The sequence below is a fragment of the Lysobacter antibioticus genome (genome assembly GCF_000731095.1).
Classification (GTDB): Bacteria; Pseudomonadota; Gammaproteobacteria; order Xanthomonadales; family Xanthomonadaceae; genus Lysobacter; species Lysobacter antibioticus_B.
In genome coordinates this window covers 29,961-51,183 of sequence record NZ_JMTZ01000006.1, presented here as the reverse complement: position 1 = coordinate 51,183, position 21,223 = coordinate 29,961, and the positions used below count along the sequence as shown (strand labels likewise).

The following is a 21,223-nucleotide window of genomic DNA, read 5'->3' as shown; positions in this document are numbered from 1 at the left end:
TCAAGGAAGCCGCATGACCCGCCGCCCTCTCGTTCTTGCCCTGGCCTTATCCCTGCTGCCGGCCGTCGCGTCGGCGGAAGACTTGCTGCAGACCTATGAACTCGCGCGCCAGGGCGACCCGCAGCTGTCGGCGGCCGAATCCAACCGTCTGGCGACCAAGGAAGACCGCATCCAGGCCCGCGCCGCGTTGCTGCCGTCCTTGTCGGGCACCGCGCGGCTGACCCGCAGCCGCACCACCAGCGAAGGCGGTTCGGGCAGCAACGATCCGACCGATCCGGACCCGATCCCGGCCGGCGTCGATGTTCGCTCCGACAGCACCTCGCGCAACTACTCGCTCGCCGCGAGCCAAATGATCTACAACCGCGCCAGCATCAAGACCTACCAGGGTCAGAATGCGATCAGCCAGGCCAGCGACTTCACCCTCGAATCGGCCAGCCAGGAACTGATCACGCGCACCTCGGCGGCCTACTTCGACGTGCTGGTCAAGCTGGAGAACCTCGCCGCCGCCGAAGCCGCCGAAACCGCGCTGCAAAAGCAGTTCGACTACGCCTCCAAGCGCCTGGAAGTCGGCCTGGCGCCGATCACCGACGTGCACGAAGCGCGCGCCCAGTACGACACCGCCCGCGCCGGCACCATCACCGCGCGCAACGCGGTCGAAGACGCCTACCAGGGCCTGAGCCAGATCACCGGCCAACCGGTGCGCGCGCTCAAGGCCTTGCCGGCCGACTTCAAGCCGAACCTGCCGGAAGCGCAGGACGTCGAAGGCTGGGTCAACAATGCCGTGCAGAACAATCCTTCGCTGCGCGCGCAGGACTTGCAGGTGCGGGCCGCCGAAATCGGCGTGGAAACCGCGCGCGCCGGCCATTGGCCGACGCTGAGCTTGAACGGCAGCTACGGCGACAACGCCAGTTGGGGCGACCGCACCTTCATGGGCCAGACCATGAACGCACCCGGCAACGCCAACCACGGCCCGAGCATCGGCCTGGAACTGTCGGTCCCGTTGTACGCGGGCGGCCGCATCCAGTCCGGCGTGCGCCAGGCCCTGGCGCGTCGCGACGCCGCCCAGGACGAACTCGAACGCCAGAAGCGTCTGCTCGTGCGCACCACCCGCAACGCCTACCAGACCCTGGTCGCCGGCATCAGCGAAGTCGAAGCGCGCCGCCTCGCCCTGGTCTCGGCGCAGGCCGCCTACGATGCCTCACAGGTCGGCCTGGAAGTCGGCACCCGCACCGTGCTGGACGTGTTGAACAACCAGCGCACCCTGCTGGAAGCGCAGCAGGCCTATGCCCAGTCCAAGTACAACTACCTGCAGAATCGCCTGCTGCTGGAACAGGCCGCCGGCTCGCTCGACGTCGCCGACGTGCAGGACATCAACCGCCTGCTGACCGCCGACGCGGCGACCAACCTGGCACCGCCGCAGGCGCAGTAACGCGGCGATCCGGATACCTTCGAAGCCCTACGAAAAACCGCCGGCCCACCGGCGGTTTTTTCGTTTGTGGCCGCGCCTTCTTCCCCTGTAGGAGCGGCGCGGGACGCGCAACAACCTCAATGTCTTCGTAATCGATCGAAGCCGCGTAGCTTCACCAGGGTAGGAGCGGCGCAAGCCGCGACCGCGCCCTGGCAACGACGACGCGACCACGGGCACCGCTGCGAAGACGAGGCTCCGCGGACGGCGGCGCAATGGATGCGGATTCGCGGTCGCGGCTTGCGCCGCTCCTACTCCTAAGAGCAGCGGCCGTCAGGGGACCAGGGTAGGAGCGGCGCGAGCCGCGACCGCGCCCTGGCAACGACCGTGCAACCGCGGGCACCGCTGCGAATACGACGCTCTGCGGATGGCTGCGCAATGGTTGCGGGTTCGCGCTCGCGGCTTGCGCCGCTCCTACCCGCGTGCCGGTATTTCGCGTCGATGATTTACGACGACGATGGCGTTTCTGCCCATCCCGCGGTCGCGGCTTACGCCGCTCCTACAGGGATGGATTCACCGCGCTCAACGCAGCGGCGGCAAGGCCGGCTGCAGCAAGGCCATGGTGCGGGCCAAGGCGCCGCGGCCCAGTTCGACCAGGGCGCGGCCGGCGTCGATCATCTTGGCGCGTTCGATCGGGTCGGCCAGCAGGCGCTCGACCGCGGCCTCGACCGCCTCGGCGTCGGCGCCGATCCGCAAGGCACCGGCGGTTTCCAGGCGCTGCGCGATCTCGACGAAGTTGTGCAGGTGCGGGCCGGTCACGATCGGGGTGCCGGTCGCGGCCGGTTCGAGCAGGTTGTGCCCGCCGATCGCCTGCAGGCTGCCGCCGACGAAAGCGACGTCGGCACAGGCGTAGAAGCTCATCAGTTCGCCGAGGGTGTCGATGACGAAGACATCGTCGCCCGGCTGCGGCCAGCGCGCGCGCGAACGCGTCGACACCTGCCAGCCGGCGCTGCGGGCATGTTCGGCGACGACCCGGAAGCGTTCCGGATGGCGCGGCGCCCACAACAGCAGCAGGTCGGGGAAACGCTCGCGCAGGCGCCGATGCATGGTCACGGTCGCGGCCTCTTCGTCCTCGTGCGTGCTCGCCGCGATCCACACCGGCCGCTCACCGGTGTGGCGGTGGCATTCGAGCGCAAACTCGTCGAGTGCGTCGGGCACGTTGACGTCGAACTTGAGGTTGCCGGTCTCGGTGACTTGCTCGGGGCGCGCGCCGAGTTCGACGAAACGCTCGCCGTCGGCGCGCGACTGCGCCGCCACCGTGCGCACCGTGCGCAGGGCGCGCCCCACCAAGGGCGCCAACACGCGGTAGCCGCGCAGCGAACGCTCCGACAGGCGCGCATTGAGGATATAGGCCGGAATACCGCGGTCGCGGCAGCCGAACAACAGGTTCGGCCACAACTCGGTTTCCATGATCAGCGCCGCGCAGGGCTGGTGATGGCGCAGGAAACGCCCGACCGCGCCGGGCAGGTCGTAAGGCAGATACACGTGCTCGACCGAATCGCCCCAGGCCGAACGCGCGCGGTCCGAACCGGTCGGGGTGATCGTGGTCACCAGCAGGCGCAAATCGGGACGGCCGCGGCGCAAGGCGTTCACCAGCGGAATCGCGGCGTTGACCTCGCCGACCGAGACCGCGTGCAGCCACAGGGTGCGGGTCTGCGCGGGGCCGCGATAGATCGCGTAACGCTCGAGCCAGCGCTGGAAATAGGCCGGCTGGCGGAAACCGCGCCAGATCAGGTGATAGATCGTCACCGGCGCCAACAGATACAGCGCGACCGAATACAGGCCGCGCAACAGGCGCTCGATCAAGTCCTTCCGCATCCGACAAGGATAAAGCTTGCGGAGGTGATCCGGTCGTGGATGCCGTCATCGCGCACCGTACCGGACTCGACCGGATGCGCAGAACCGGCGATACGCGGGCATTCGCAGCTCATCGGCGCGGAGGCTGCGAGGCCCGCAGCGCAGCGCAAACCACACACCGCCGGCATCGAACCCCGACGTGCGGATGCCCGCCGCGGTCGCGCTCGTGGCCCGTATTGCACCGGCACTGCACGCTCACCGCATAAACTATGGCCATGGCCGAACCTGTCCTGCCCCCTCGCCCTTCCCTGCTGGTGCCGCGCCTGTGGCCGATGTGGCTCGCGCTGGCCGCGATGTGTTTCGGCGCGCGCCTGCCCTGGGGCCTGCAACGTGCGCTCGGCCGCCTGATCGGGGTCTTCGCCCTGCGCGTGGCGGGCCAGCGCCGACGCGCGGCCCGCATCAACCTGGCCCTGTGCTTCCCGGAAAAGACCGAGGCCGAGCGCGAAACCCTGCTGCGGCAAAGCTTCCGCGATCTCGGCATCGGCTTCTTCGAATTCGCCCGCGCCTGGTGGGGCGGGGTCGCGCCGATGCGGCGCACGGTGCGCATCGAAGGCCTGGAGCGGCTCGACGAGGTGCGCGCGGCCGGACGCGGCGTGCTGATGATCTCCGGCCATTTCATGACCCTGGAGATGTGCGGGCGGCTGATGTGCGACCACTTGCCGCTGGCCGGCATGTACCGCAAGCACCGCAACCCGGTCATGGAATGGGCGGTCAAGCGCGGCCGCCTGCGCTACGCCGCGGCCATGTTCACCAACGAAGAGATCCGTCCGGCGATGCGCCACCTCAAGCAGGGCGGCTTCCTGTGGTATGCGCCAGACCAGGACATGCGCGGCAAGGACACGGTGTTCGCGCCGTTCTTCGGCGTGCCGGCGGCGACGATCACCGCCACCCACCAGTTCGCGCGCCTCAGCGGCTGCGCGGTGGTGCCGTTCTTCCATCGCCGCGAGGGCGCCGATTACATATTGCGCGTCGGCGCACCGCTGGCCGAGTTCCCGTCCAGCGATGCCACGCAGGACAGCACCCGCGTCAACGCCCAGATCGAGGCGATGGTGCGCGAAGCGCCGAGCCAGTACCTGTGGATCCACCGCCGCTTCAAGCGCCGCCCGCCGGGGCTGCGTTCGCCGTACAAGAAGCCCGTCGAGAACGCTCCGGCCTGATCGGCCCGGTCGGGACCAGAACAACGCGACCGCTTACGCCGTCGCGTCGCCCTCGTCCGGCGGCTGCGCCAGCAGGCTGCCGGCGTACAAGGCCGCCAACAGCAAGGTCAGCCCGCCCCAGAAGGTCGAATAGAAGGCCAGGTGGGTGTTGAACGGGAACACCGTCACCAGCAGGGCCAGCATCGCCGGCCGCGCGGCTTCGCGCGCGCGCGCGTCGGCGACCGCCCACGCGCGCCAGGCCAATGCGGCGCCGGCCAGCCATAGCAACAGGCCGAAAGCGCCGGTTTCGGCGAGCACTTCGAGCAGCAACTGGTGCGCATGCAGCGCCGGGCCTTCGCCCCAGGACGTGGTGCGCCCGGGTTGCGGGTCGCAGGCCGGAAAGGCTTCGCGGAAACCGCGTGCGCCGACGCCGTTGAGCGGATGCTCGCCGACCATGCACAGCGCCGCGCGCCAGATGCGCGTGCGCCCCGACAGCGCGCTGTCGAGGCCTTCGACGTCGGCGCTGACGATGTGCGCGGTGCGGGCGAGGCGGTCGTGCACCTGCGGGCTGGTCTGGTCGAGCAGCGCCAGTGCCAGCACGCCGAACGCGAATACGCCGAGCAGGCGTTTCCAGCCGAGCAGGCGCCAACCCGACAGCACCAGCACCAGGCCGTAGGTGATCCACGACGCGCGCGAGCCGGCCAATACCACGACCACGCCGACCGCGGCGGCAGCGACCAACCAACCGCCGAGACGGAAACGGCGGCCGACCGCGTACAGCACAAACGGCGAGAAGCTCGCGATCACCTGGCCGAGCTTGAGATTGCACGGGCCGAGCACGCCGCTGAGGCGGTCGACACTGGCGATCTCGGCGTCCGAACACATGCCGTGGCCGCTGATCGCCTGCTTCAGCGAGTCGATGCCGAAGAACAGCGGGCTGGTGCCGGTGAGGCCTTGCAGCAAGGCATCGACGGTCCACAGGCCGATGATGATGGCCAGGCCGCCGAAGGTGGTGCGTTGCCCCTGCCGGGTCGCGACCGCCGCCGCGACCAGCCACAGGAACGGCAGATAGCGCAGATCGACCGCGGCCTCACGCAAGGCGCGGCCCGGGTCGACCGCATCGGTGGCCGAGATCAGTTCCGGCAACCAGTACGCCGCGAACAAGGCGCTGGTCAGCACCCAGGCCGGATCGCTGAGCAGGCGCGCGCCGGTGTTGAAGCGCACCAGCACCAGTCGCACCAGGGCGGTCAGCGCACCGAGGGTGAGTACGGTTTCGGCATAGCCCGGCGCGAACAGCAGCGCGACATAGGCCAGGATCCAGGCCGGCGCCCAGCGCCAGCCGACGATCGCATGAGGTGCCTCGGCGGGCGGCGGCCCGGACGAAGCCGTCGCCGGATCAGGCGCGGTGTGCGGCATCGACGAGTTCGGCATAGACGGCAAGCGTGGCCTCCTGCATCGCCCGCAGGGAAAACGCCATCGTATCCACAGCCGCGGGCGCTTGCGTTAGCAATTCGCAAGCCGCCGCGCGCAGGGCCTGCAGGTCGAACGGCGCGACCGCGCCGCGCGGCTGCAACTGGGTCAGCAGCTCGCCGACACCGCCGTAATTCCAACCGACCACAGCACGCCCGCAGGACAAGGCTTCGACCACGGTGCGGCCGAAGGCCTCGGGTTTGCGCGAGAGCTGCAGGACCAGATCGCTCGCGGCATAGGCGCGGGCAATCTCGTCGGTCGGTGCGGTGAAGGCGATCGCCTCGCCGATGCCGAGTTGCTGCGCGGCCTGTTCCAGTTCGACGATATACGCCTCGCGCCCGGCTTCGCGCGCGCCCGGCAGCCACAGCCGCGCATCGCGGCCGTCGGCGCGGATCGCGGCGAGCAAGGCCAGCGCATCGGCATGGCCCTTCAGGCGCGTACCGCGTCCGGGCAACAGCAACAAGGGGCCGTCGCCGGCGAGCGCGGGATGCCGCGCCGCGGCCCAGGCCCGCGCCTGCGGATCGGGCCAGGGCGCGTGCGGGAACGCCGCCGGGTCGATGCCGCGCGCAATGATGCGCAGCTTGTCCGGGTCGGTATCGGGATAGTGTTCGAGCACGTAGTCGCGGACCGTGCGCGAGACGCAGATGGTGCGTTCGCCGCGGGTCATCACCGCGCTGTAGCGCGACGGCGAATTGAGCCCATGCACAGTGGTTACAAAGCGCGGCCGCGTCGCCTCGTCCATGCCGCGCCAGGCCAGCAGGCCGATCCAGGCAGGCAGGCGCGAACGCGCGTGGACGATGTCGACCGAGTGCTCGGCCCACAGCCGGCGCAAGGTGAAGCCATGGCGCAGGGTCGAAGGCGATTTGCGCCCGATCGCCAGTTCGATGTGTTCGGCGCCCGAGGCGACGAGTTGCGGCACCAGGCGGCCGCCGGCCGAGACCACGATGGCGCGGTGGCCGGCGCGCACTAGCGCTTCGGCGACTTCGAGAGTCGAACGTTCGACGCCGCCGGATTCCAGCTTCGGCAGCAATTGCATCACCGTCAGCCGGCGCATGGTCGGCGTGGGCGGTGTCACGCGGCCGCGATCAGTCGTCGACCAGGGTGAAATGCGCGCCGCAGTACGGGCACTGGCATTCGCGCTCGGCCTCGATCGGCAGGTACACGCGCGGATGCGAGTTCCACAGCGCCATCGACGGCAGCGGGCAGCTCAACGGCAGGTCGGCGCGCGTGACGGTATAGCGCTGCTCGGCGTTGGCCTGGGTGGGATGGGCGTTGGCTGCGGTCATGAGGGACGACGGATGGCGACGCGGGGGTGGCAGTTTAGCAGCGTTGCGGGGCAAGGCCGTGTGCGGGGCGCGGCGGCCGGGTTGGGTACGTTAGGAGCAAATCCCCCCTAGCCCCCTTTTTCAAAGGGGGGGAATCCTTCTGGTGGGTATGGCAGCACTGGCGGCTTGGTCGCCTCCGGGTGCTCTTGATCTCGTAACGACGAAGCGAACGGCTCGATCAGCTAAAGATTGATCGAAGCGATCAAGGCTCAGATCGGCGAAATCCCCGTAACGGTCCCCCCCTTTGAAAAAGGGGGGCCAGGGGGGATTTGCTCTTGATTCTTGCTCTTGCTCTCAACCCGCCGGCGGCAGATCGAAAAACAGCAGATCGGCCGTCGTATCGCCCAACCCGGTCGACACCAGTTCGACCGATTCTTCGCGAAACCCCAGCGCATCGCCGGCTTCGAGCGTGCGTCCGCCCACCTCGACCCGCCCCCGCGCGACCTGCAGCCAATACAGCCGTCCCGCGTCAAGCAGGCGTCGCGCGCTGGACCCGGGCGCCAGGGCCAGCGAATACAGGCGCAGGTCTTGGCGCACCGGCAGGCCGCCGTGGGCGCCGTCGCGCGAGGCCAGGAGAACGAACTCGCCGTCGCGCGCTTCGGCCGCCTCGCGCTTGGCGTAGGCGGGTTGGGCGTTGAGCCGGTCGGGCTGGACCCAGATCTGCAGGAAATGCACCGGCTCGCTGTCGGAGCCGTTGTACTCGCTGTGTTCGACGCCGTGACCGGCGCTCATCCACTGCAGCTCGCCGGGGCCGATGACGCCGCCGTCGTCGGCGCTGCCTTTGTGCGACAGGCGGCCGCTCAGCACGTAGCTGAGGATTTCCATATTGGCGTGGCGATGCGGCGCGAAGCCCGCGCCGGCTTCGACGCGGTCTTCGTTGATCACGCGCAAGGCACCGAAGCCCATCCAGGCCGGGTCGTAATAGCCGCCGAACGAAAACGTGTGGCGGCTGTCTAGCCAACCCGCCTGGACCTGGCCGCGGGCGCTGGATGGGCGTTCGATGATCATGCGGTCGCGCTTACTTCTTGGCTTCGGGCTTGGGCACCAGCGCTTCGGTGGTGATGCGGATGCTGACTTCGTCGCTGACGTTCGGCGCGTACTTGCCGAGGCCGAAATCGCTGCGCTTGAGCGTGGTGCTGGCGTCGAAACCGGCGGCGGCGCGCTTGGCCATCGGCTGCTCGCCGATCTTGTTGATGGTGACGTCGAGCACGGCCGGCTTGGTCACGCCGTGCACGGTCAGCTCGCCACTCACCTTGAGCTTCTTGTCGCCGGCCGCTTCGACCTTGGTGCTCTTGAAGGTGATGGTCGGGAATTTCTCGGCGTCGAAGAAATCGGCGCTCTTGAGGTGCTCGTCGAAATCCGGCACGTGCGAATCCAGGCCGTCCAACGGGATGGTCACCTGCACCGAGGACGCCGCCGGCTTGGCCGGATCGTAGGTGATGGTGCCGTCGACCTTGCCGAAATGCGCGACCGGGTTGGAGAAGCCGAAGTGGCTCCAGCCGACCACCACGTCGGTGTGGTTGGGGTCGATCTTGTAGGTCACGGCGGCGGCGCTGGCGGTGCCGGCGAAGGCCAGGCCCAGGGCAGCGGCAAGCAGGATGCGCTTCATGGTGAGTTCCTCGAATGGAGTCGTAAGGGGATGGATCGTATGGGTCGGGGGTAACGACATCACGGCACTATTGCGCAAGCAAGCGCGGGCCGGCTTCGGCCCGCGCCGGAAGCGTGGCGGCGCGCACGCCTCAATCGATGCGCGCGGCTTCGTCGAACGGCAGGCGCGGCGAACGCGGGAACAGCGCCGCCGGCGCACCAACGCCGAGGTTGATCAGGAAGTTGGACTTGACCTGGGTGCCGGCGAAGAAGGCCTCGTCGACCTTGGCGTTGTCGAAGCCCGACATCGCGCCGGTGTCCAGGCCGAGCGAACGCGCCGCGAGGATCAGGTAGGCGCCCTGCAGGCTGCCGTTGCGGAACGCGGTGGTGCGGATGTGCTCGTCGTTGCCGGCAAACCAGCTGCGGGCATCGGCATGCGGGAACAGGTAGGGCAGCTTGTCGTGGAACTCCAGGTCGTGGGCGACGATCACCGTGACCGGGGCAGCCATGGTCTTGGCCAGGTTGCCTTCCGACAGGGCCGGGCGCAGCTTTTCCTTGGCCTGCGCCGACTTCACGAACACGAAGCGCGCCGGCGAGCCGTTGGCGCTGGTCGGCGCCCATTTGACCAGGTCGTACAGCTGGCGCAGCGTCTCGTCGCTGACCTCGCCGCCGAGCTCGTTATGCGTGCGGGCGGTGCGGAACAGTTGATCGAGGGCTTCGTCGTTCAGGGGCCTGGACATCGTCTTCTCCATGAGGCTGCCGCGCTGGGCATTGATCGGGAGACGAAGTGTAGAGTCTCAATCTGACCTTAGAACCGACAATCCCGGAACGGATTAAGCGCATCTGTGCAACGAAACGGTCTTTCTGCCAAAACTAGCTCCACGGCTGCAACCTGGATCCTGACCGACGGCCATGCCGGCAATCAGCGCCAAGCCAATGCCCTGACCCAGGCCCTGGGCCGGCCGGCGATCGATTGGACGCTGAGCCCGCGTGCGCCCTGGCGCTGGGCCTCGCCACGGTGCCTGCCTGGCGCCGGCCAGGCCTTCGGCCCCGAATTCGTTCGCGCCCGCGGCGCCCGCCCGGCGCTGGTGATCGGTTGCGGTCGCCAGGCCGCGCTGGCCACCCGGCTGCTGCGCGGCGACGGCTGCGCGGCGGTGCAGATCCTCGACCCGCGCATCTCGCCGAAACACTGGGACCTGGTGATCGCGCCCGAGCACGACGGCCTGCACGGCAGCAACGTCGTCACCCTGCTCGGCAGCCTCAACCCGGTCGACGACCTGTGGCTGGCCGGCGCGCGCAGCGCCTTTCCCGCGTTCGGCGCCCTGCCCGGGCCGCGTACGGCCTTGTTGCTCGGCGGCCCGAGCGCGCACGCGAAGTTCGACCAGGCCGCGTTCGACGTGCTGGCGACGCAGTTGCAGACCCTGCTCGAACGCGAGTCGGGCAGCCTGTTGGCGACCACCTCGCGACGCACGCCGGTCGAGATCCGCGCGCGCCTGCGCCAGCGTCTGGCACGCCTGCCGCGGGTGTCCTGGTACGAGCCCGGCGAGGGCAGCAACCCGTATCCCGGCCTGCTCGGCTGGGCCGACCGCATCGTCTGCACCGCCGACTCGGTCAACATGCTGTCGGAAGCCGCGGCCACGCGCGTGCCGGTGTTCGCCTTCGGCATCGAGCGCGTCGACGGCCGCCCGGGCCGTTTCGTCGACAGCCTGCTCAGCCTCGGCCGCGTACGGCCCTTCGACCAACGCTTGTCGGCCTACCCGGTGACGCCGTTGCGCGAAACCGCGCGGGTCGCGCAGGAAGTCCGGCAACGGCTGGGCCTGCGCGACTGAGCATTCGGCCGACGGCCGCGCCTAGCGGGCTTGGCGCGGGTTGGCGAAGTTGCCGATGAAATACAACTCGTTGTAACGCCGCCCGGGCTGCGCTTCGTGGAAAACGGCGTGGTCGTAGAAATACAGCGCATTGCCTTCGATCACGCCGAGCTCATGACAGCGCGCGAGGATCGCGCGTTCGGTCTGCGGCGTATGCGTGTCTACTTCCCGCACCAGTTCCTCGATCGGCACGCGCCGATGCCCGGCGGTGGCATAGGCGATGAAGAAATCCGCATCGAGAAAGTCGCAGCCGAAGTCGCGATGCGCCGGGCAGCCCGAACCGCTCGCTTCCATGCCGTCGAGATAGCGCTCGAACGCCTGCGGCGATTGCGTGGTCGTGCCCATCCACACCGAGATCATGCCGCGCGCGGTGTCGTCGATCATGCCTGCGGCCCGCTCATGACGCCTCGCGCAGGCCGTGCGCCTGCATCGCCGTGGAGATGGCCGCGCGCGAGGCAGCGATCGCCTCGGTCTCGACCACCCGGCGCGGGCGCCGGTCGAGCGTGCATTCCAGGCCCGCCGCCAGCAAGGTCGTATGCGCCACGCGCAGCGAGGCGGCCTGGGTGTCGTCGAAGGCGCCGCAGCGACGCGCCGCCTCGATCAGGCCGGCCGAGTCGCGCGGCGACAACAAGGCGCGCTCGCGCACCGAATCACGCAACACCAGGTATTGCAGCAAGAACTCCAGGTCGACCAGGCCGCCCTCGCCCTGCTTGAGGTCGAAATAGGCGGCGTCGCTACGGTCGAGCTCGGCGCGCATCTTCAAGCGCATCTTGGCGACGTCGTCGCGCAACTTGGCCAGGTCGCGCTCGCGCGCCAGGGTGCGTTCGCGCACCGCCTCGAAGCGCTCGTGCAGGCCGGTATCGCCGGCGACGAAGCGCGCACGCACCAGGGCCTGGTGCTCCCAGGTCCAGGCGCGCTCGTACTGGTAGTCGCTGAAGCTGGCCAAGGACGACACCAGCAGGCCCTTGGCGCCGTCCGGGCGCAGGCGCACGTCGACGTCGAACAAACGCCCGGCCGCGGTGACCGCGCCGAGCAGGGCGACGATCTTCTGCGCCAGGCGCGCGAACCAGCGCCCGGCGTCGAGCGGACGCGCGCCGTCGGACTGCGCCCCGCCTTCGATCGCCGGCGCGTCGTAGAGAAACACCAGATCGAGATCGGAACCGAAGCCGAGTTCCTCGCCGCCGAGGCTGCCGTAACCGAGCACGGCGAAACGCGCGCCCGGCACGCGGCCATGCGCACTCGCCACTTCCTGCTCGGCCAAGGCCAGGATGCGCATAACCACGCCGTCGGCGAGCCAGGCGAGCTGGCGCGCGCTCTGCTCGGCGCTCTGGCGGCCGTCGCGCAGGGCCATGGCGATGCGGAAGCTCAGCGACTGCCGCACCTCGTTGAGCGCCTGCAGCGTCGCCTCGGCATCGTCGCCGCCGTCGACCTCGGCGCTGGCCGCCTGCAGTTCTTCCCGGCCCGGCAAGGGGCCGACCACGCGCGCGTCGAGCAACTCGTCGAGCAGCAGCGGATGCGAGGCCAGGCGCTCGGCCAGCAAGGCGCTGCGCGACACCGCCTCGACCAGGCGCGACAACGCCGCCGGCTGCTCATCGAGCAAGGCCAGGTAGGCGCTGCGGCGCAGGACGTTGTGCAGCAATGCGAGCAGTCGCTTGAGCGCGAGCATCGGCTGCGACGAGGTCGCCGCGCCCTGCAGCAGCGCCGGCAACACTCGGTCCAGGCGCGTACGCGCGGCATCCGACAAACCGCGCACGCCGGGGCTGCGGGCGAAATCGCGCAGCGCGCCGTCGGCATCGGCAGCGGCCTCGAAGCCGGCCTCGGCCAAGGTCTCGGCATCGCCGGACTCGGGCAGCGCGCGCCAGTACGCGGTCAGGGCATCGGGCGCGGCGCGGCGGCGGCGCGGCGCGAGCAAGGCCTCGAACTCGCCGGTCACGCGTTCGCGCCAACGTTCGAGTTCGCCCGCCAGCGCATACCAATCCGGATAGCCCAGGCCGACGGCGATGCGCAGGCGGTCGCTTTCGGCCGCCGGCAAGGCATGGGTCTGGGCGTCGCGCAGCATCTGCAGGCGGTTCTCCAGACGGCGCAGGAAGCGATAAGCCTCGGCCAGCGACTCGCCGGTTTCTTCGGCGATCTGGCGCAGCGCGATCAATTCGCGCAGCGCAGGCAACAGACGGCGCCCGCGCAGTTCGGCTTCGCGGCCGCCGCGGATCAGTTGCAGGGCCTGGACCAGGAATTCGATCTCACGGATGCCGCCGGGGCCGCGCTTGATGTCGTCGGCCAGTTCCTTGCGCGCGACCTCGGCGCTGATCGCCGCCTTCATCGCGCGCAAACCGTCGAGCGCGCCGAAGTCGAGATAACGCCGATACACGAACGGCCGCAACGCATCCAGGAAGCGTTCGCCGGCCTCGAGGTCGCCGGCCACCGGGCGCGCCTTCTGCCAGGCATAACGCTCCCAGTCGCGGCCTTCGCGCTGGAAATACTGTTCCATCGCCGCGAACGACCAGGCCACGCGACCGGCGTTGCCGTAGGGGCGCAGACGCAAGTCGACGCGGTGGCAGAAGCCGTCGGCGGTGATCTCGTCGAGCAAGCGCGCCAGTTGCTGGCCGAGCTTGGCGAAATAAGCCTCGGCGTCGAGCGCGCGCGCGGCGTCGCGGCCGTCGAACTCGGTGCTGCCGTCGTGCTCGTAGGCGTAGACCAGGTCGACGTCGGAACTGAAATTGAGCTCGCCGCCGCCGAGCTTGCCCAGGCCGAACACGACCAGGCGCACGCGTTCGCCGTCGCGGGTGCGCACCGCGCCGTGGCGGCGTTCGAATTCGTCTTCGAGTGCGCTCAATGCGACCTGCAGGCAAACCTCGGCCAAGCGAGTGCTGCCCTCCAAGGTGTCCTCGACCCGGTCCAGGCCGAGCGTGTCGCGCCAGATCAGGCGCGTCGAACCGGCGGCGCGGTAACGGCGCAGGCGCGCGCCCCAGTCGGCGCGGAACTCGGCCTCGAGCGAAGGCGGCGGCGGTTCGCTCGCGCCGTCGTCGGCGCCGAGCGCGAGCAACAAGGCCGGTTGCCGCACCAAGGTGTCGATGGCGAAGTCGCTGACCGCGGCGACGCGCGCCACCCGCGCGGCCAGGCCGGCATCGTCGAGCGCGGCGCGCGCCTCCGGCGAGGCGGCGCGCAAGCGCGTCAGCGCACGCTCGGCGAGCGCGTGTTCGAGTGCTGGGCCGTCGTGGGGAAGAGTCGAAGAGAAAGACGCGGACATGCGGCGATGATGGCATGCCGTTGCGCGGCATCGGAATCGGAATCGGCGTGGATGAGGAACGAGGAGTGAGAAGCGAGGAGTGATGAGCGAGACAAGCGGAGCGCAGCGGCGGCGACCGATGCCGCGCTGTCTGCGCTCCTGGCCGGCACATCGAACGAGCAGCGATTCCGATGCCTGCATTCGGCCGTGCGGCGCGGCGCCGGGCGTGGCGGCAGTCAACGCGCTCGCACCTTGCTTTCGTCGGCCCCGTTCGCACGAACTCGATCGGCCGATGCAGGCGTTCGCGACGACGCCGAACCCGCCACAAAACCTTCGGGCATAAAAAAGCCCGCTTCCGGTAGAACCGGTTGCGGGCTTGCTCCCTCCCCCACGTCGGGATGCGGGGCGATCGTGAAGGAAGCGTTATCCCCTTTGCACGCTGCACTGCAAAACAGAACTCCCCAGTTCATTTGAAGCACTGAGAACGATTCCCGATACGGATCGGCAAAGCCTGTCGCGGCGCGGATGTTACCGATGACATCGGATTCATCGCTGTGACCGTAAGCGCGTGACGCTCTCGCGGCCGAAGAAACCTGAATAGGGAAGCCCTGCACTCGCTTGCGCCAAACGGTCGCAGCCCGGCGGCATGAATAGCGTGACGCTGCGCGCGCTCATGAACCGCTTTGTCCTGTCGGCCACGCTCCTGCCGTTGATTTGGCGTGCTCCCCGTATCTATATGGAAGCCACCCGCGTCCACGGAGGAGGCGCCATGCCCCGCAATCCAGCATTCCCCCGCAGCTTGCTGACGGCCTGGGCCATGTGCCTGGCCCTGTCGGCCTGCAGCCATGCCTCATCGCCCCGTTCAAGTACCAACGCACCCAAGGAGGACCCCATGACCGCCACCGGCACCACCCCACTCAGCGGCGACGAGGTCAGCCGCCGCATGCTCAAGCTGATCGGCAGCCTGGCGTCCAATGCCGACCTGACCGCCGAGCACCTGGAGAAACACACCGGTCTGGCCATGCGGAAGGCCGACAGCGGCGACGGCTCGTTCGGCGCCGGCGCCCAGATCCATCCGGACTGGTCGTACAACCTCTACGTCACCCGCCCGGCCGGTTCGCAGAAGAACAAGCTGATCTTCGACTTCGCCCGCACCGGCAACGAGCGTGCGCCGATGACCCCGATCTGCGGCCTCGACTTCGACGCCTATGCCAAGGAGCTCAAGGGCATGGGATTCCAGGACAGCGCCTCGTACGGCGAACACGGCCGCGTCGACCACTGGAATTTCCAGCGCCCGACGCTGACGCTGCAGGTCTTCATCGAGGGCGAGTCCAACGACTCGCCGGAGAAGATCGGCCATCGCTGCGTCAAGACCATCACCATCGAATAAGGCAGGGAAGCCGTCATGCCGACTCCGACCAGCACCGAGCTGCAGAAGCTGCTCGACGAATTCGCCAAGCAACCCGGCGTCACCGCCGAGGTCACCGCGAACCTCAAGACCACCATCGCCAATTCGCCCACCCTGGCGGCGCAGGTCGACGACGCCATCGCCAAGGGCCACCTGAAATCGTTCAAGCCGCTGACCGACGCACATGCCGGCGGCGCCTACAACGGCAAAGAGCAGGCCATGCTGTTGCCGATCAACGGCCTGACCAAGCCGCCGGCGGGCAGCTACAACGCCGGCAACATGACCTTCGTGCTCGGCCACGAAGTGCAGCACGGCTTCTACCGCACCGATCGCGACACCGCGCTCAAGACCTTCGCCACCGAAGCCACCGCGCTGGCCAAGACCGTCGGCGACAAGCACGACTACACCGCGACCATCGGCAAGGTCATCCAGGCCGACCGCGACAACGAAGCCAAGGCGCACATCGCCGGCTGGAACGCCTTGGTCGGCAGCGTGCGCGAAGCCAAGCCGACCGCGACCCTGGCCGACGTCTACAACGCCTCGCCCGGCCGCGCCGGCGACTTCATGACCCGCGGCGGCACCGCGCCCAACTTCACCTATGCGCTCAAGGCCGACCTGACCGTCGATGCGAACCTGTCGATGGCGATGAGCGCCGACAACGTCAAGGCGATGGGCAAGTACTACTTCGACATGCCGCCGGCGCAGGCGCGCCTGGGCCACAACGGCAATTCGGACTACACCAACTACTACGGCGCCGGCTACATCAGCTACGTCAGCCAGCTCGAACACGCCCACGGCAAGACCGCGGCCGGCGGCAAGCCCGAGCTGCACGTCAACCTGACCCAGCTCAAGCTCAACGAAAACATCATGGAGCAGAACGGCATCGACCTCGGCGCCAATTCCGCCAACCGCCAGCCTTACTTCGACACCAGCAGCACGCCGCCCAGGGCCGGGCACTTCGACCACACCAAGTCGACCCATACCCACGTCAACATCAACACCTCGCCGCTGGACCTGCTCAACGAGCTGCGCGGCGACCCGCATGCGCACGGCAAAGGCGACCCGCGCCATGCCGAGCATCCCGACCACGCCTTGTTCCGCGGCATCCTCGACAAGGTCAACGGCGAGTTCCACAAGCACGGCGGCAGCGTGTCCGAGCGCGACGCCGACCGCATCGCCGCCGGCCTGACTCTGGAGAGCAAGCGCAACCGGCTCACTCCGGACCATGTCGTGCTGAGCGTCGATCCGGCCACCCAGGAAGTCGGCAAAACCGCGTTCCTGGTCCAGGGCGACCTCACCAGCCCCACCCATACGCGCGTCAGCGTGGCGACCGATCGCACCGCGCCGGCGGAAGAATCCTTCCGCCAACTCGAAGCCCTGAACCAGGCCCAGGCGCCGGCCCAGCAGGCCGCGCAAGGGCAGCAACAGACCGCATCGCGAGCGACCCCCGCACTGTAAACAGCAGCAACAGCACCGCGGCGATTCAGAACGCCGGCGCGCAAGGCGCCGGCGGTCCACCGAGACACCTTCCAGTGCCGATCCGGCACTTCACCGTAGTGCCACCAGGAACCCAAGCATGGACCGCAATTCCCAGACCTCGGCTGTGAATGCGCAACGCTGGCCGACACCGCGAGCGCAACCTCTCGCTCTCGCTTGCCTGCTCGCCGCTGCCCCCCTGACCCTCGCCGCGCAGGACAACGCGCCGCGCAATTTCGACGAACCGGTCTTGGCGCGCATGCTGCGCTCGGGCGACGCCAAGACGCCGTCTCTGCTTCTGACCAAGAGCGGCCCGCAACCGCTGGACACGCATGAGGCCGTGCTCGACCTGCGCATCGTGTATACCGAGTCGAAGATCTGGGACCCGGGGCATACGCGCTTCGACACCGTCAAGCTGCGTTCCTATCAAAGCCCCGGCACCAATCCCAAGGTGCCGTTCGTGGCGCCGACCATCGTCACCGCGCCGGGCGAAACCGTGCGCGTGCGCCTCGACAACAGCCTGCCGAAAGAAGATTGCGCGCCGATCGGCATCAACGTGCCGCATTGCTTCAACTCGACCAACCTGCACTCGCACGGCCTGTGGGTCAGCCCGACCGGCAACAGCGACAACGTGCTGCTGACCCTGCGTCCCGGAGTGAAGTTCGAATACGAGTACAACCTGCCCGCCGATCACCCGGCCGGCACCTTCTGGTATCACCCGCACCTGCACGGCTCGACCGCGCTGCAGGTGTCCAGCGGCATGGCCGGCGCGCTGATCGTACGCGGCAACCGCCTGCCCTCGAACGATCGCAACGGCGACCTCGACACGCTGCTGCGCGATCAAGGCGGCACGCCCTACCAGGAACGTCTGTTGCTGTTCCAGCAGGTCGCCTACGCCTGTCGCGATCGGCCCGAGCCCGGCAAGACGCTCGGCAAGATCAAGACCGACGAGAACGGCTTCTGGCGCTGCGATCCGGGCGATGTCGGCGGCATCGAAGCCTACGACCAGTTCGGGTTCCCGGGTGGCAAGAGCCTGTGGGAACTCTCCGGCCGCTACACCAGCATCAACGGCGAAGTGCTGCCCAATTTCTACGAACTCAAAGCCGGCCGCATCGAACGCTGGCGCCTGGTGCACGCCGGCGTACGCAACAGCATCAACCTGCAACTGCGCGCGGTGCGCGCGGGCGCCGCCAGCATCGAGGGCTTGTCCGGACCGGCGCTCGACGGCTGGGTGACCCAGAACTGCACCGGTCCGCTGCTACCGCAGTTCGAGGTCGCCGCCGACGGCCTGACCCATGGCCAGGCGATCGAGAAAAGCGAAATCGTCCTGCAACCGGGCTATCGCAGCGACGCCCTGGTCGTGTTCCCGCAGGCCGGCCAGTACTGCGTGATCGACGGCGCCGCACCGGCCAGCGCCAGCATCACCAACGCCGCCGAAAACCGGCAATTGCTCGGCCTGGCCAACGTCGCCGCGACCGCGGTGCCGCCGGTCGCCGACATTCGCGCCTACCTGACCGAGAACCTGATCACCTCGGCGAAGTACCTGATGCCGGACGGCGTCCGCGCCAAGGTCGTCGCCGACCTCAACGACCGTCTGCGGCTGACGGCGTTCGTGCCGCACAAGGACATCGCCACCGGCGACCTCACCGGCAAGCAGGAACTGGAGTTCTCGATCAAAGGCGAGGACTACATGGTCGACGGCAAAACCTACGACCCGAAGAGTGGGCGCGACCTGGTGCTCGGCAATGTCGAGGAATGGCGCCTGACCTCCACCGTCGGCAGTCACCCCTTCCACATCCACGTCAATCCCTTCCAGGTGGACCGCATTCTGAATAAGGAAGGCAAGGACGTCAGCGTCACCGGCGATCCGGGCGACTCGCAGTACGCCAATACCAAAGGCACCTGGAAAGACACCTTGTTCGTCAAGGGCGGCTACCAGTTGTTCGTGCGTACCCGCTACGAACGCTACATCGGCGAGTACGTCCTGCACTGCCACATCCTCGACCACGAGGACATGGGCATGATGCAGAACGTGCGCATGCTGGTGCCCGACGGCAAGGGCAACGGCATCGGCAACGGCCACCATTGAGGCACGACGAGATCGCGGCACGAGCGGATCGCTCGTGCCGCGATCCACGCATGTCTGCTGTAGGAGCGGCGTAAGCCGCGACCGACCGAAGCGATAGATCCCACGCCTCATCCCGAAGCCCGGCGCCCCGCCCGCGAAACCGGACCGGCATCGTTACCGCGATAGCGCGGTCGCGGCTTACGCCGCTCCTACAAGGGGCGTTACTCGCTAGCGCAGATCCAGGCGATCCGCGCCTCAGCGCTTCACCCGCTTCGCATACTCGGCCATGTCGATGCGCAGGATGCGGCGCAGCTCCAGGATCGCCTGCGGGGTCTCTTGCACGCTGTGACCGGAGGGGATCACCTTCTCCGAGAGCGCACCATCGAGATGCGCACTGCGGTAAGGCACCGCCCCGTCGCTGGACTGCAGCAGCGGCAGCTTGGGATCGCGCTGGCCGACGATGGTGTGGTACGGCAGCCCCGCTTCGATCGGCAGGTTTTCGGTGCTGCGCATGAACAACGAGTTCGGACTGAGGTCGTCGGGGCCGGTCGGCGGGCGCCCCTTGCGGAAACCGATCTTCTGCAATTCGTCCTGGCCGACTTCGTTGCGTTGGGCCAGTTCGGCGGTTTCGCGCAATACGTCGAACGGCAAGCGGATCAGCTTGCGCACCATCCGCAGCGGCCAGCCGTCGGTGACCACCGCGCCGCGATGCGGCGAGGCCAGGAACACCGCGCGTTCGAACTGCGGCATCGCCTTGAACACGGTCAGTTCGCGCACCATCGGCTCGTTGCGCAGGCGCTGCGCAGCGGCCGGGTCGAAGGGCTGAAGGGTCGCATCGAGGACGCGGTCGCCGCTGTCGCTCACGAGCAATCGCGAGATCACCCCGCCCATGCTGTGCCCGACCAGCACCGCATCGCGGCCGGCGACATCGTCGCCTTCGGGGTCGTAATGGGCGAAGGTCTGGGTCAGGGCCGAGTCGATCGCGGCGCGATTGGACAGGATGCTGAGGTTGGTCGGATAGAACACCTGCCACAGTTGGTAATGCTTGCGCAGGGTTTCGTCGCCGAGCAGTTCGTTGGCGAGATTGACCCAGGCCTCAGGGCTGCTGGCCAGGCCGTGCACCAGCACGATCACGCGCTTGTCGGGGTCGTAGGGCTGGTTGAGATAGATGCGCGGCTTGAACGCGCGCGCCTGCTTCGGCCGCAGCAGGCTCGACAGGCTCAACCGCGCCAGTTCCGAACGCGCCAGCCAGATGCCGTAGGCGGCCGAGTAGTTCGCCGCCAGCGGCACCTTGCGCCCGGCGATGGTCTCGCTGTCGATGCGATAAGGGTTGTAGACGTCCATGCGCGCGGTGCGGCTGGCGAGCACGGCATCGAGCCCGCCGTCGCCGTCGCCGTCGCCGTCGAAACGCAGGGTCGCGGTGACCGGCAGGTAGCGGGTGTCGCGGTAGGGCGTGTCGGCGGCATCCGGGTCGCTGCGCGAACGGCGCGGGAACACCGCCACCAGGGCGGTGCCGAAACCGTCGCGGCGATACACCGCGCGCAGGTTGTCGAAACCCAGGGTGTCGGACGCGAGCAAGGCTTCGGGCTGCTGGGTCAGCTCGGTGGCTTCATAACCGTGCAGGGCGATGCTCAGTTCCAGCCCGCCGACCTGTAGGGGCGTAGTGCCGATCTGGCCGCGGCTGGCCTCGAACGCGGCTTGGGCGACGACGTCGATGGCGCGGTTGTAGAAACGCAGCACGCGCTCCTGACGCGCCTCGAACACGCGCTGCTCGGGCGTGCGCGGGCTCAGAAACAAATAGGCGTAGGCATAGCGCGCGGTCTCGATCGCCGCGCGCGTGCGCAGGTCGCTGTCGACGTCCGGCGCCACGACCGGGCTCTCCGACGGTTCGGCCCGCTTCGCGATCCCGGCGCTCTCGGCGGCCTTGGTCACGGTGGCCGGCGCGGCGTTCATGCGCAGCAGTTGCAACTCCGCCGCGGTCGCCAGCCAGTCTTCGACCGCCGCCAGCGGCCGCAGCTGCGCGATGCAGGGCTCGGGCTCGCGCGCGCATTGCTCGGGGTCGAGGCCGGCCGAACCCAGCGCGGTCGCCGCCGCGGTGCTCAGGCGCCCGCCGCTGAGCGCGTCGACGTTGCGTTCGACCGCGACCTCGCCGAACGCGCGTTCCTTGACCTTGACCACGGCGCAGCCGCTGCCGCCGAGCAGCACCAGTCCCGCCAACAAGCCGACCCAACCACGCATGTCCTATCCACCGGGCAAAAACCGTTCGCATTGTCGAGCGCGCCCGCTCCGGCGTAAACACCGGCTCGCCTTCACGCCCGGCCCGCCAGGGCGTTCCCC

16 protein-coding genes are annotated in these 21,223 nt (G+C 68.6%); 6 read left to right on the top strand and 10 right to left on the bottom strand.

Going from position 1 to position 21,223, the window contains the following annotated elements; genetic code table 11:
• Positions 1–13 precede the first annotated feature (13 nt).
• Positions 14–1,429, top strand: coding sequence for a TolC family outer membrane protein (locus EX88_RS0101860; RefSeq protein ID WP_031370319.1), 1,416 nt, complete (start codon positions 14–16; stop codon positions 1,427–1,429).
• 558 nt (positions 1,430–1,987) lie between these two features.
• On the opposite strand, the gene waaA is transcribed toward EX88_RS0101860, so the two are convergent.
• Positions 1,988–3,283 (bottom strand): lipid IV(A) 3-deoxy-D-manno-octulosonic acid transferase, encoded by a 1,296-nt coding sequence (gene waaA, locus EX88_RS0101855; RefSeq protein WP_031370318.1) that lies wholly within the window; start codon positions 3,281–3,283, stop codon positions 1,988–1,990.
• Positions 3,284–3,537: 254 nt separating this feature from the next.
• Between waaA and lpxL the strand changes: the two genes are divergently transcribed.
• Positions 3,538–4,479 carry an LpxL/LpxP family Kdo(2)-lipid IV(A) lauroyl/palmitoleoyl acyltransferase gene (gene lpxL, locus EX88_RS0101850; RefSeq protein WP_031370317.1) on the top strand — a complete coding sequence of 314 codons (942 nt, stop codon included), beginning with the start codon at positions 3,538–3,540 and terminating at the stop codon, positions 4,477–4,479.
• A gap of 33 nt (positions 4,480–4,512) precedes the next feature.
• Here the strand turns inward: lpxL and EX88_RS0101845 are convergent, their stop codons facing one another.
• From EX88_RS0101845 to EX88_RS0101820, 6 genes are all read right to left on the bottom strand, one after another.
• Positions 4,513–5,874 carry an O-antigen ligase family protein gene (locus tag EX88_RS0101845; protein WP_081930553.1) on the bottom strand — a complete coding sequence of 454 codons (1,362 nt, stop codon included), beginning with the start codon at positions 5,872–5,874 and terminating at the stop codon, positions 4,513–4,515.
• The gene (locus tag EX88_RS0101840; RefSeq protein ID WP_031370315.1) at positions 5,855–6,982 is read right to left on the bottom strand and encodes a glycosyltransferase; all 1,128 of its coding nucleotides are present in this window, start codon (positions 6,980–6,982) and stop codon (positions 5,855–5,857) included. Before EX88_RS0101840 ends, EX88_RS0101845 begins: the two co-directional genes overlap by 20 nt.
• A gap of 31 nt (positions 6,983–7,013) precedes the next feature.
• Positions 7,014–7,214 (bottom strand): zinc-finger domain-containing protein, encoded by a 201-nt coding sequence (locus tag EX88_RS0101835; RefSeq protein WP_031370314.1) that lies wholly within the window; start codon positions 7,212–7,214, stop codon positions 7,014–7,016.
• A gap of 333 nt (positions 7,215–7,547) precedes the next feature.
• Positions 7,548–8,261: a pirin family protein gene (locus tag EX88_RS0101830; protein ID WP_031370313.1), complete on the bottom strand. Its 714-nt coding sequence runs from the start codon at positions 8,259–8,261 to the stop codon at positions 7,548–7,550.
• A 10-nt stretch (positions 8,262–8,271) separates the two neighbouring features.
• Complete coding sequence (locus EX88_RS0101825) at positions 8,272–8,862, bottom strand: YceI family protein (RefSeq protein ID WP_031370312.1); 591 nt, start codon at positions 8,860–8,862, stop codon at positions 8,272–8,274.
• A gap of 130 nt (positions 8,863–8,992) precedes the next feature.
• Positions 8,993–9,580: a malonic semialdehyde reductase gene (locus EX88_RS0101820; protein WP_031370311.1), complete on the bottom strand. Its 588-nt coding sequence runs from the start codon at positions 9,578–9,580 to the stop codon at positions 8,993–8,995.
• Positions 9,581–9,685: 105 nt separating this feature from the next.
• Between EX88_RS0101820 and EX88_RS0101815 the strand changes: the two genes are divergently transcribed.
• Complete coding sequence (locus EX88_RS0101815; RefSeq protein WP_051884315.1) at positions 9,686–10,669, top strand: mitochondrial fission ELM1 family protein; 984 nt, start codon at positions 9,686–9,688, stop codon at positions 10,667–10,669.
• Between the two features lie 21 nt (positions 10,670–10,690).
• Here the strand turns inward: EX88_RS0101815 and EX88_RS0101810 are convergent, their stop codons facing one another.
• Both EX88_RS0101810 and glnE read right to left on the bottom strand, forming a co-directional pair.
• Complete coding sequence (locus EX88_RS0101810; protein WP_031370309.1) at positions 10,691–11,092, bottom strand: immunity 22 family protein; 402 nt, start codon at positions 11,090–11,092, stop codon at positions 10,691–10,693.
• Between the two features lie 13 nt (positions 11,093–11,105).
• Positions 11,106–13,955 carry a bifunctional [glutamate--ammonia ligase]-adenylyl-L-tyrosine phosphorylase/[glutamate--ammonia-ligase] adenylyltransferase gene (gene glnE, locus EX88_RS0101805; RefSeq protein WP_036147824.1) on the bottom strand — a complete coding sequence of 950 codons (2,850 nt, stop codon included), beginning with the start codon at positions 13,953–13,955 and terminating at the stop codon, positions 11,106–11,108.
• A gap of 871 nt (positions 13,956–14,826) precedes the next feature.
• Between glnE and EX88_RS24240 the strand changes: the two genes are divergently transcribed.
• From EX88_RS24240 to EX88_RS0101790, 3 genes are all read left to right on the top strand, one after another.
• Positions 14,827–15,324 (top strand): hypothetical protein, encoded by a 498-nt coding sequence (locus EX88_RS24240; protein ID WP_051884314.1) that lies wholly within the window; start codon positions 14,827–14,829, stop codon positions 15,322–15,324.
• Positions 15,325–15,339: 15 nt separating this feature from the next.
• The gene (locus EX88_RS0101795) at positions 15,340–16,800 is read left to right on the top strand and encodes an XVIPCD domain-containing protein (protein ID WP_051884313.1); all 1,461 of its coding nucleotides are present in this window, start codon (positions 15,340–15,342) and stop codon (positions 16,798–16,800) included.
• 118 nt (positions 16,801–16,918) lie between these two features.
• Positions 16,919–18,907 carry a multicopper oxidase family protein gene (locus tag EX88_RS0101790; RefSeq protein WP_051884312.1) on the top strand — a complete coding sequence of 663 codons (1,989 nt, stop codon included), beginning with the start codon at positions 16,919–16,921 and terminating at the stop codon, positions 18,905–18,907.
• A 234-nt stretch (positions 18,908–19,141) separates the two neighbouring features.
• Here the strand turns inward: EX88_RS0101790 and EX88_RS0101785 are convergent, their stop codons facing one another.
• Complete coding sequence (locus tag EX88_RS0101785) at positions 19,142–21,124, bottom strand: esterase/lipase family protein (protein ID WP_031370304.1); 1,983 nt, start codon at positions 21,122–21,124, stop codon at positions 19,142–19,144.
• Positions 21,125–21,223: the final 99 nt, after the last annotated feature.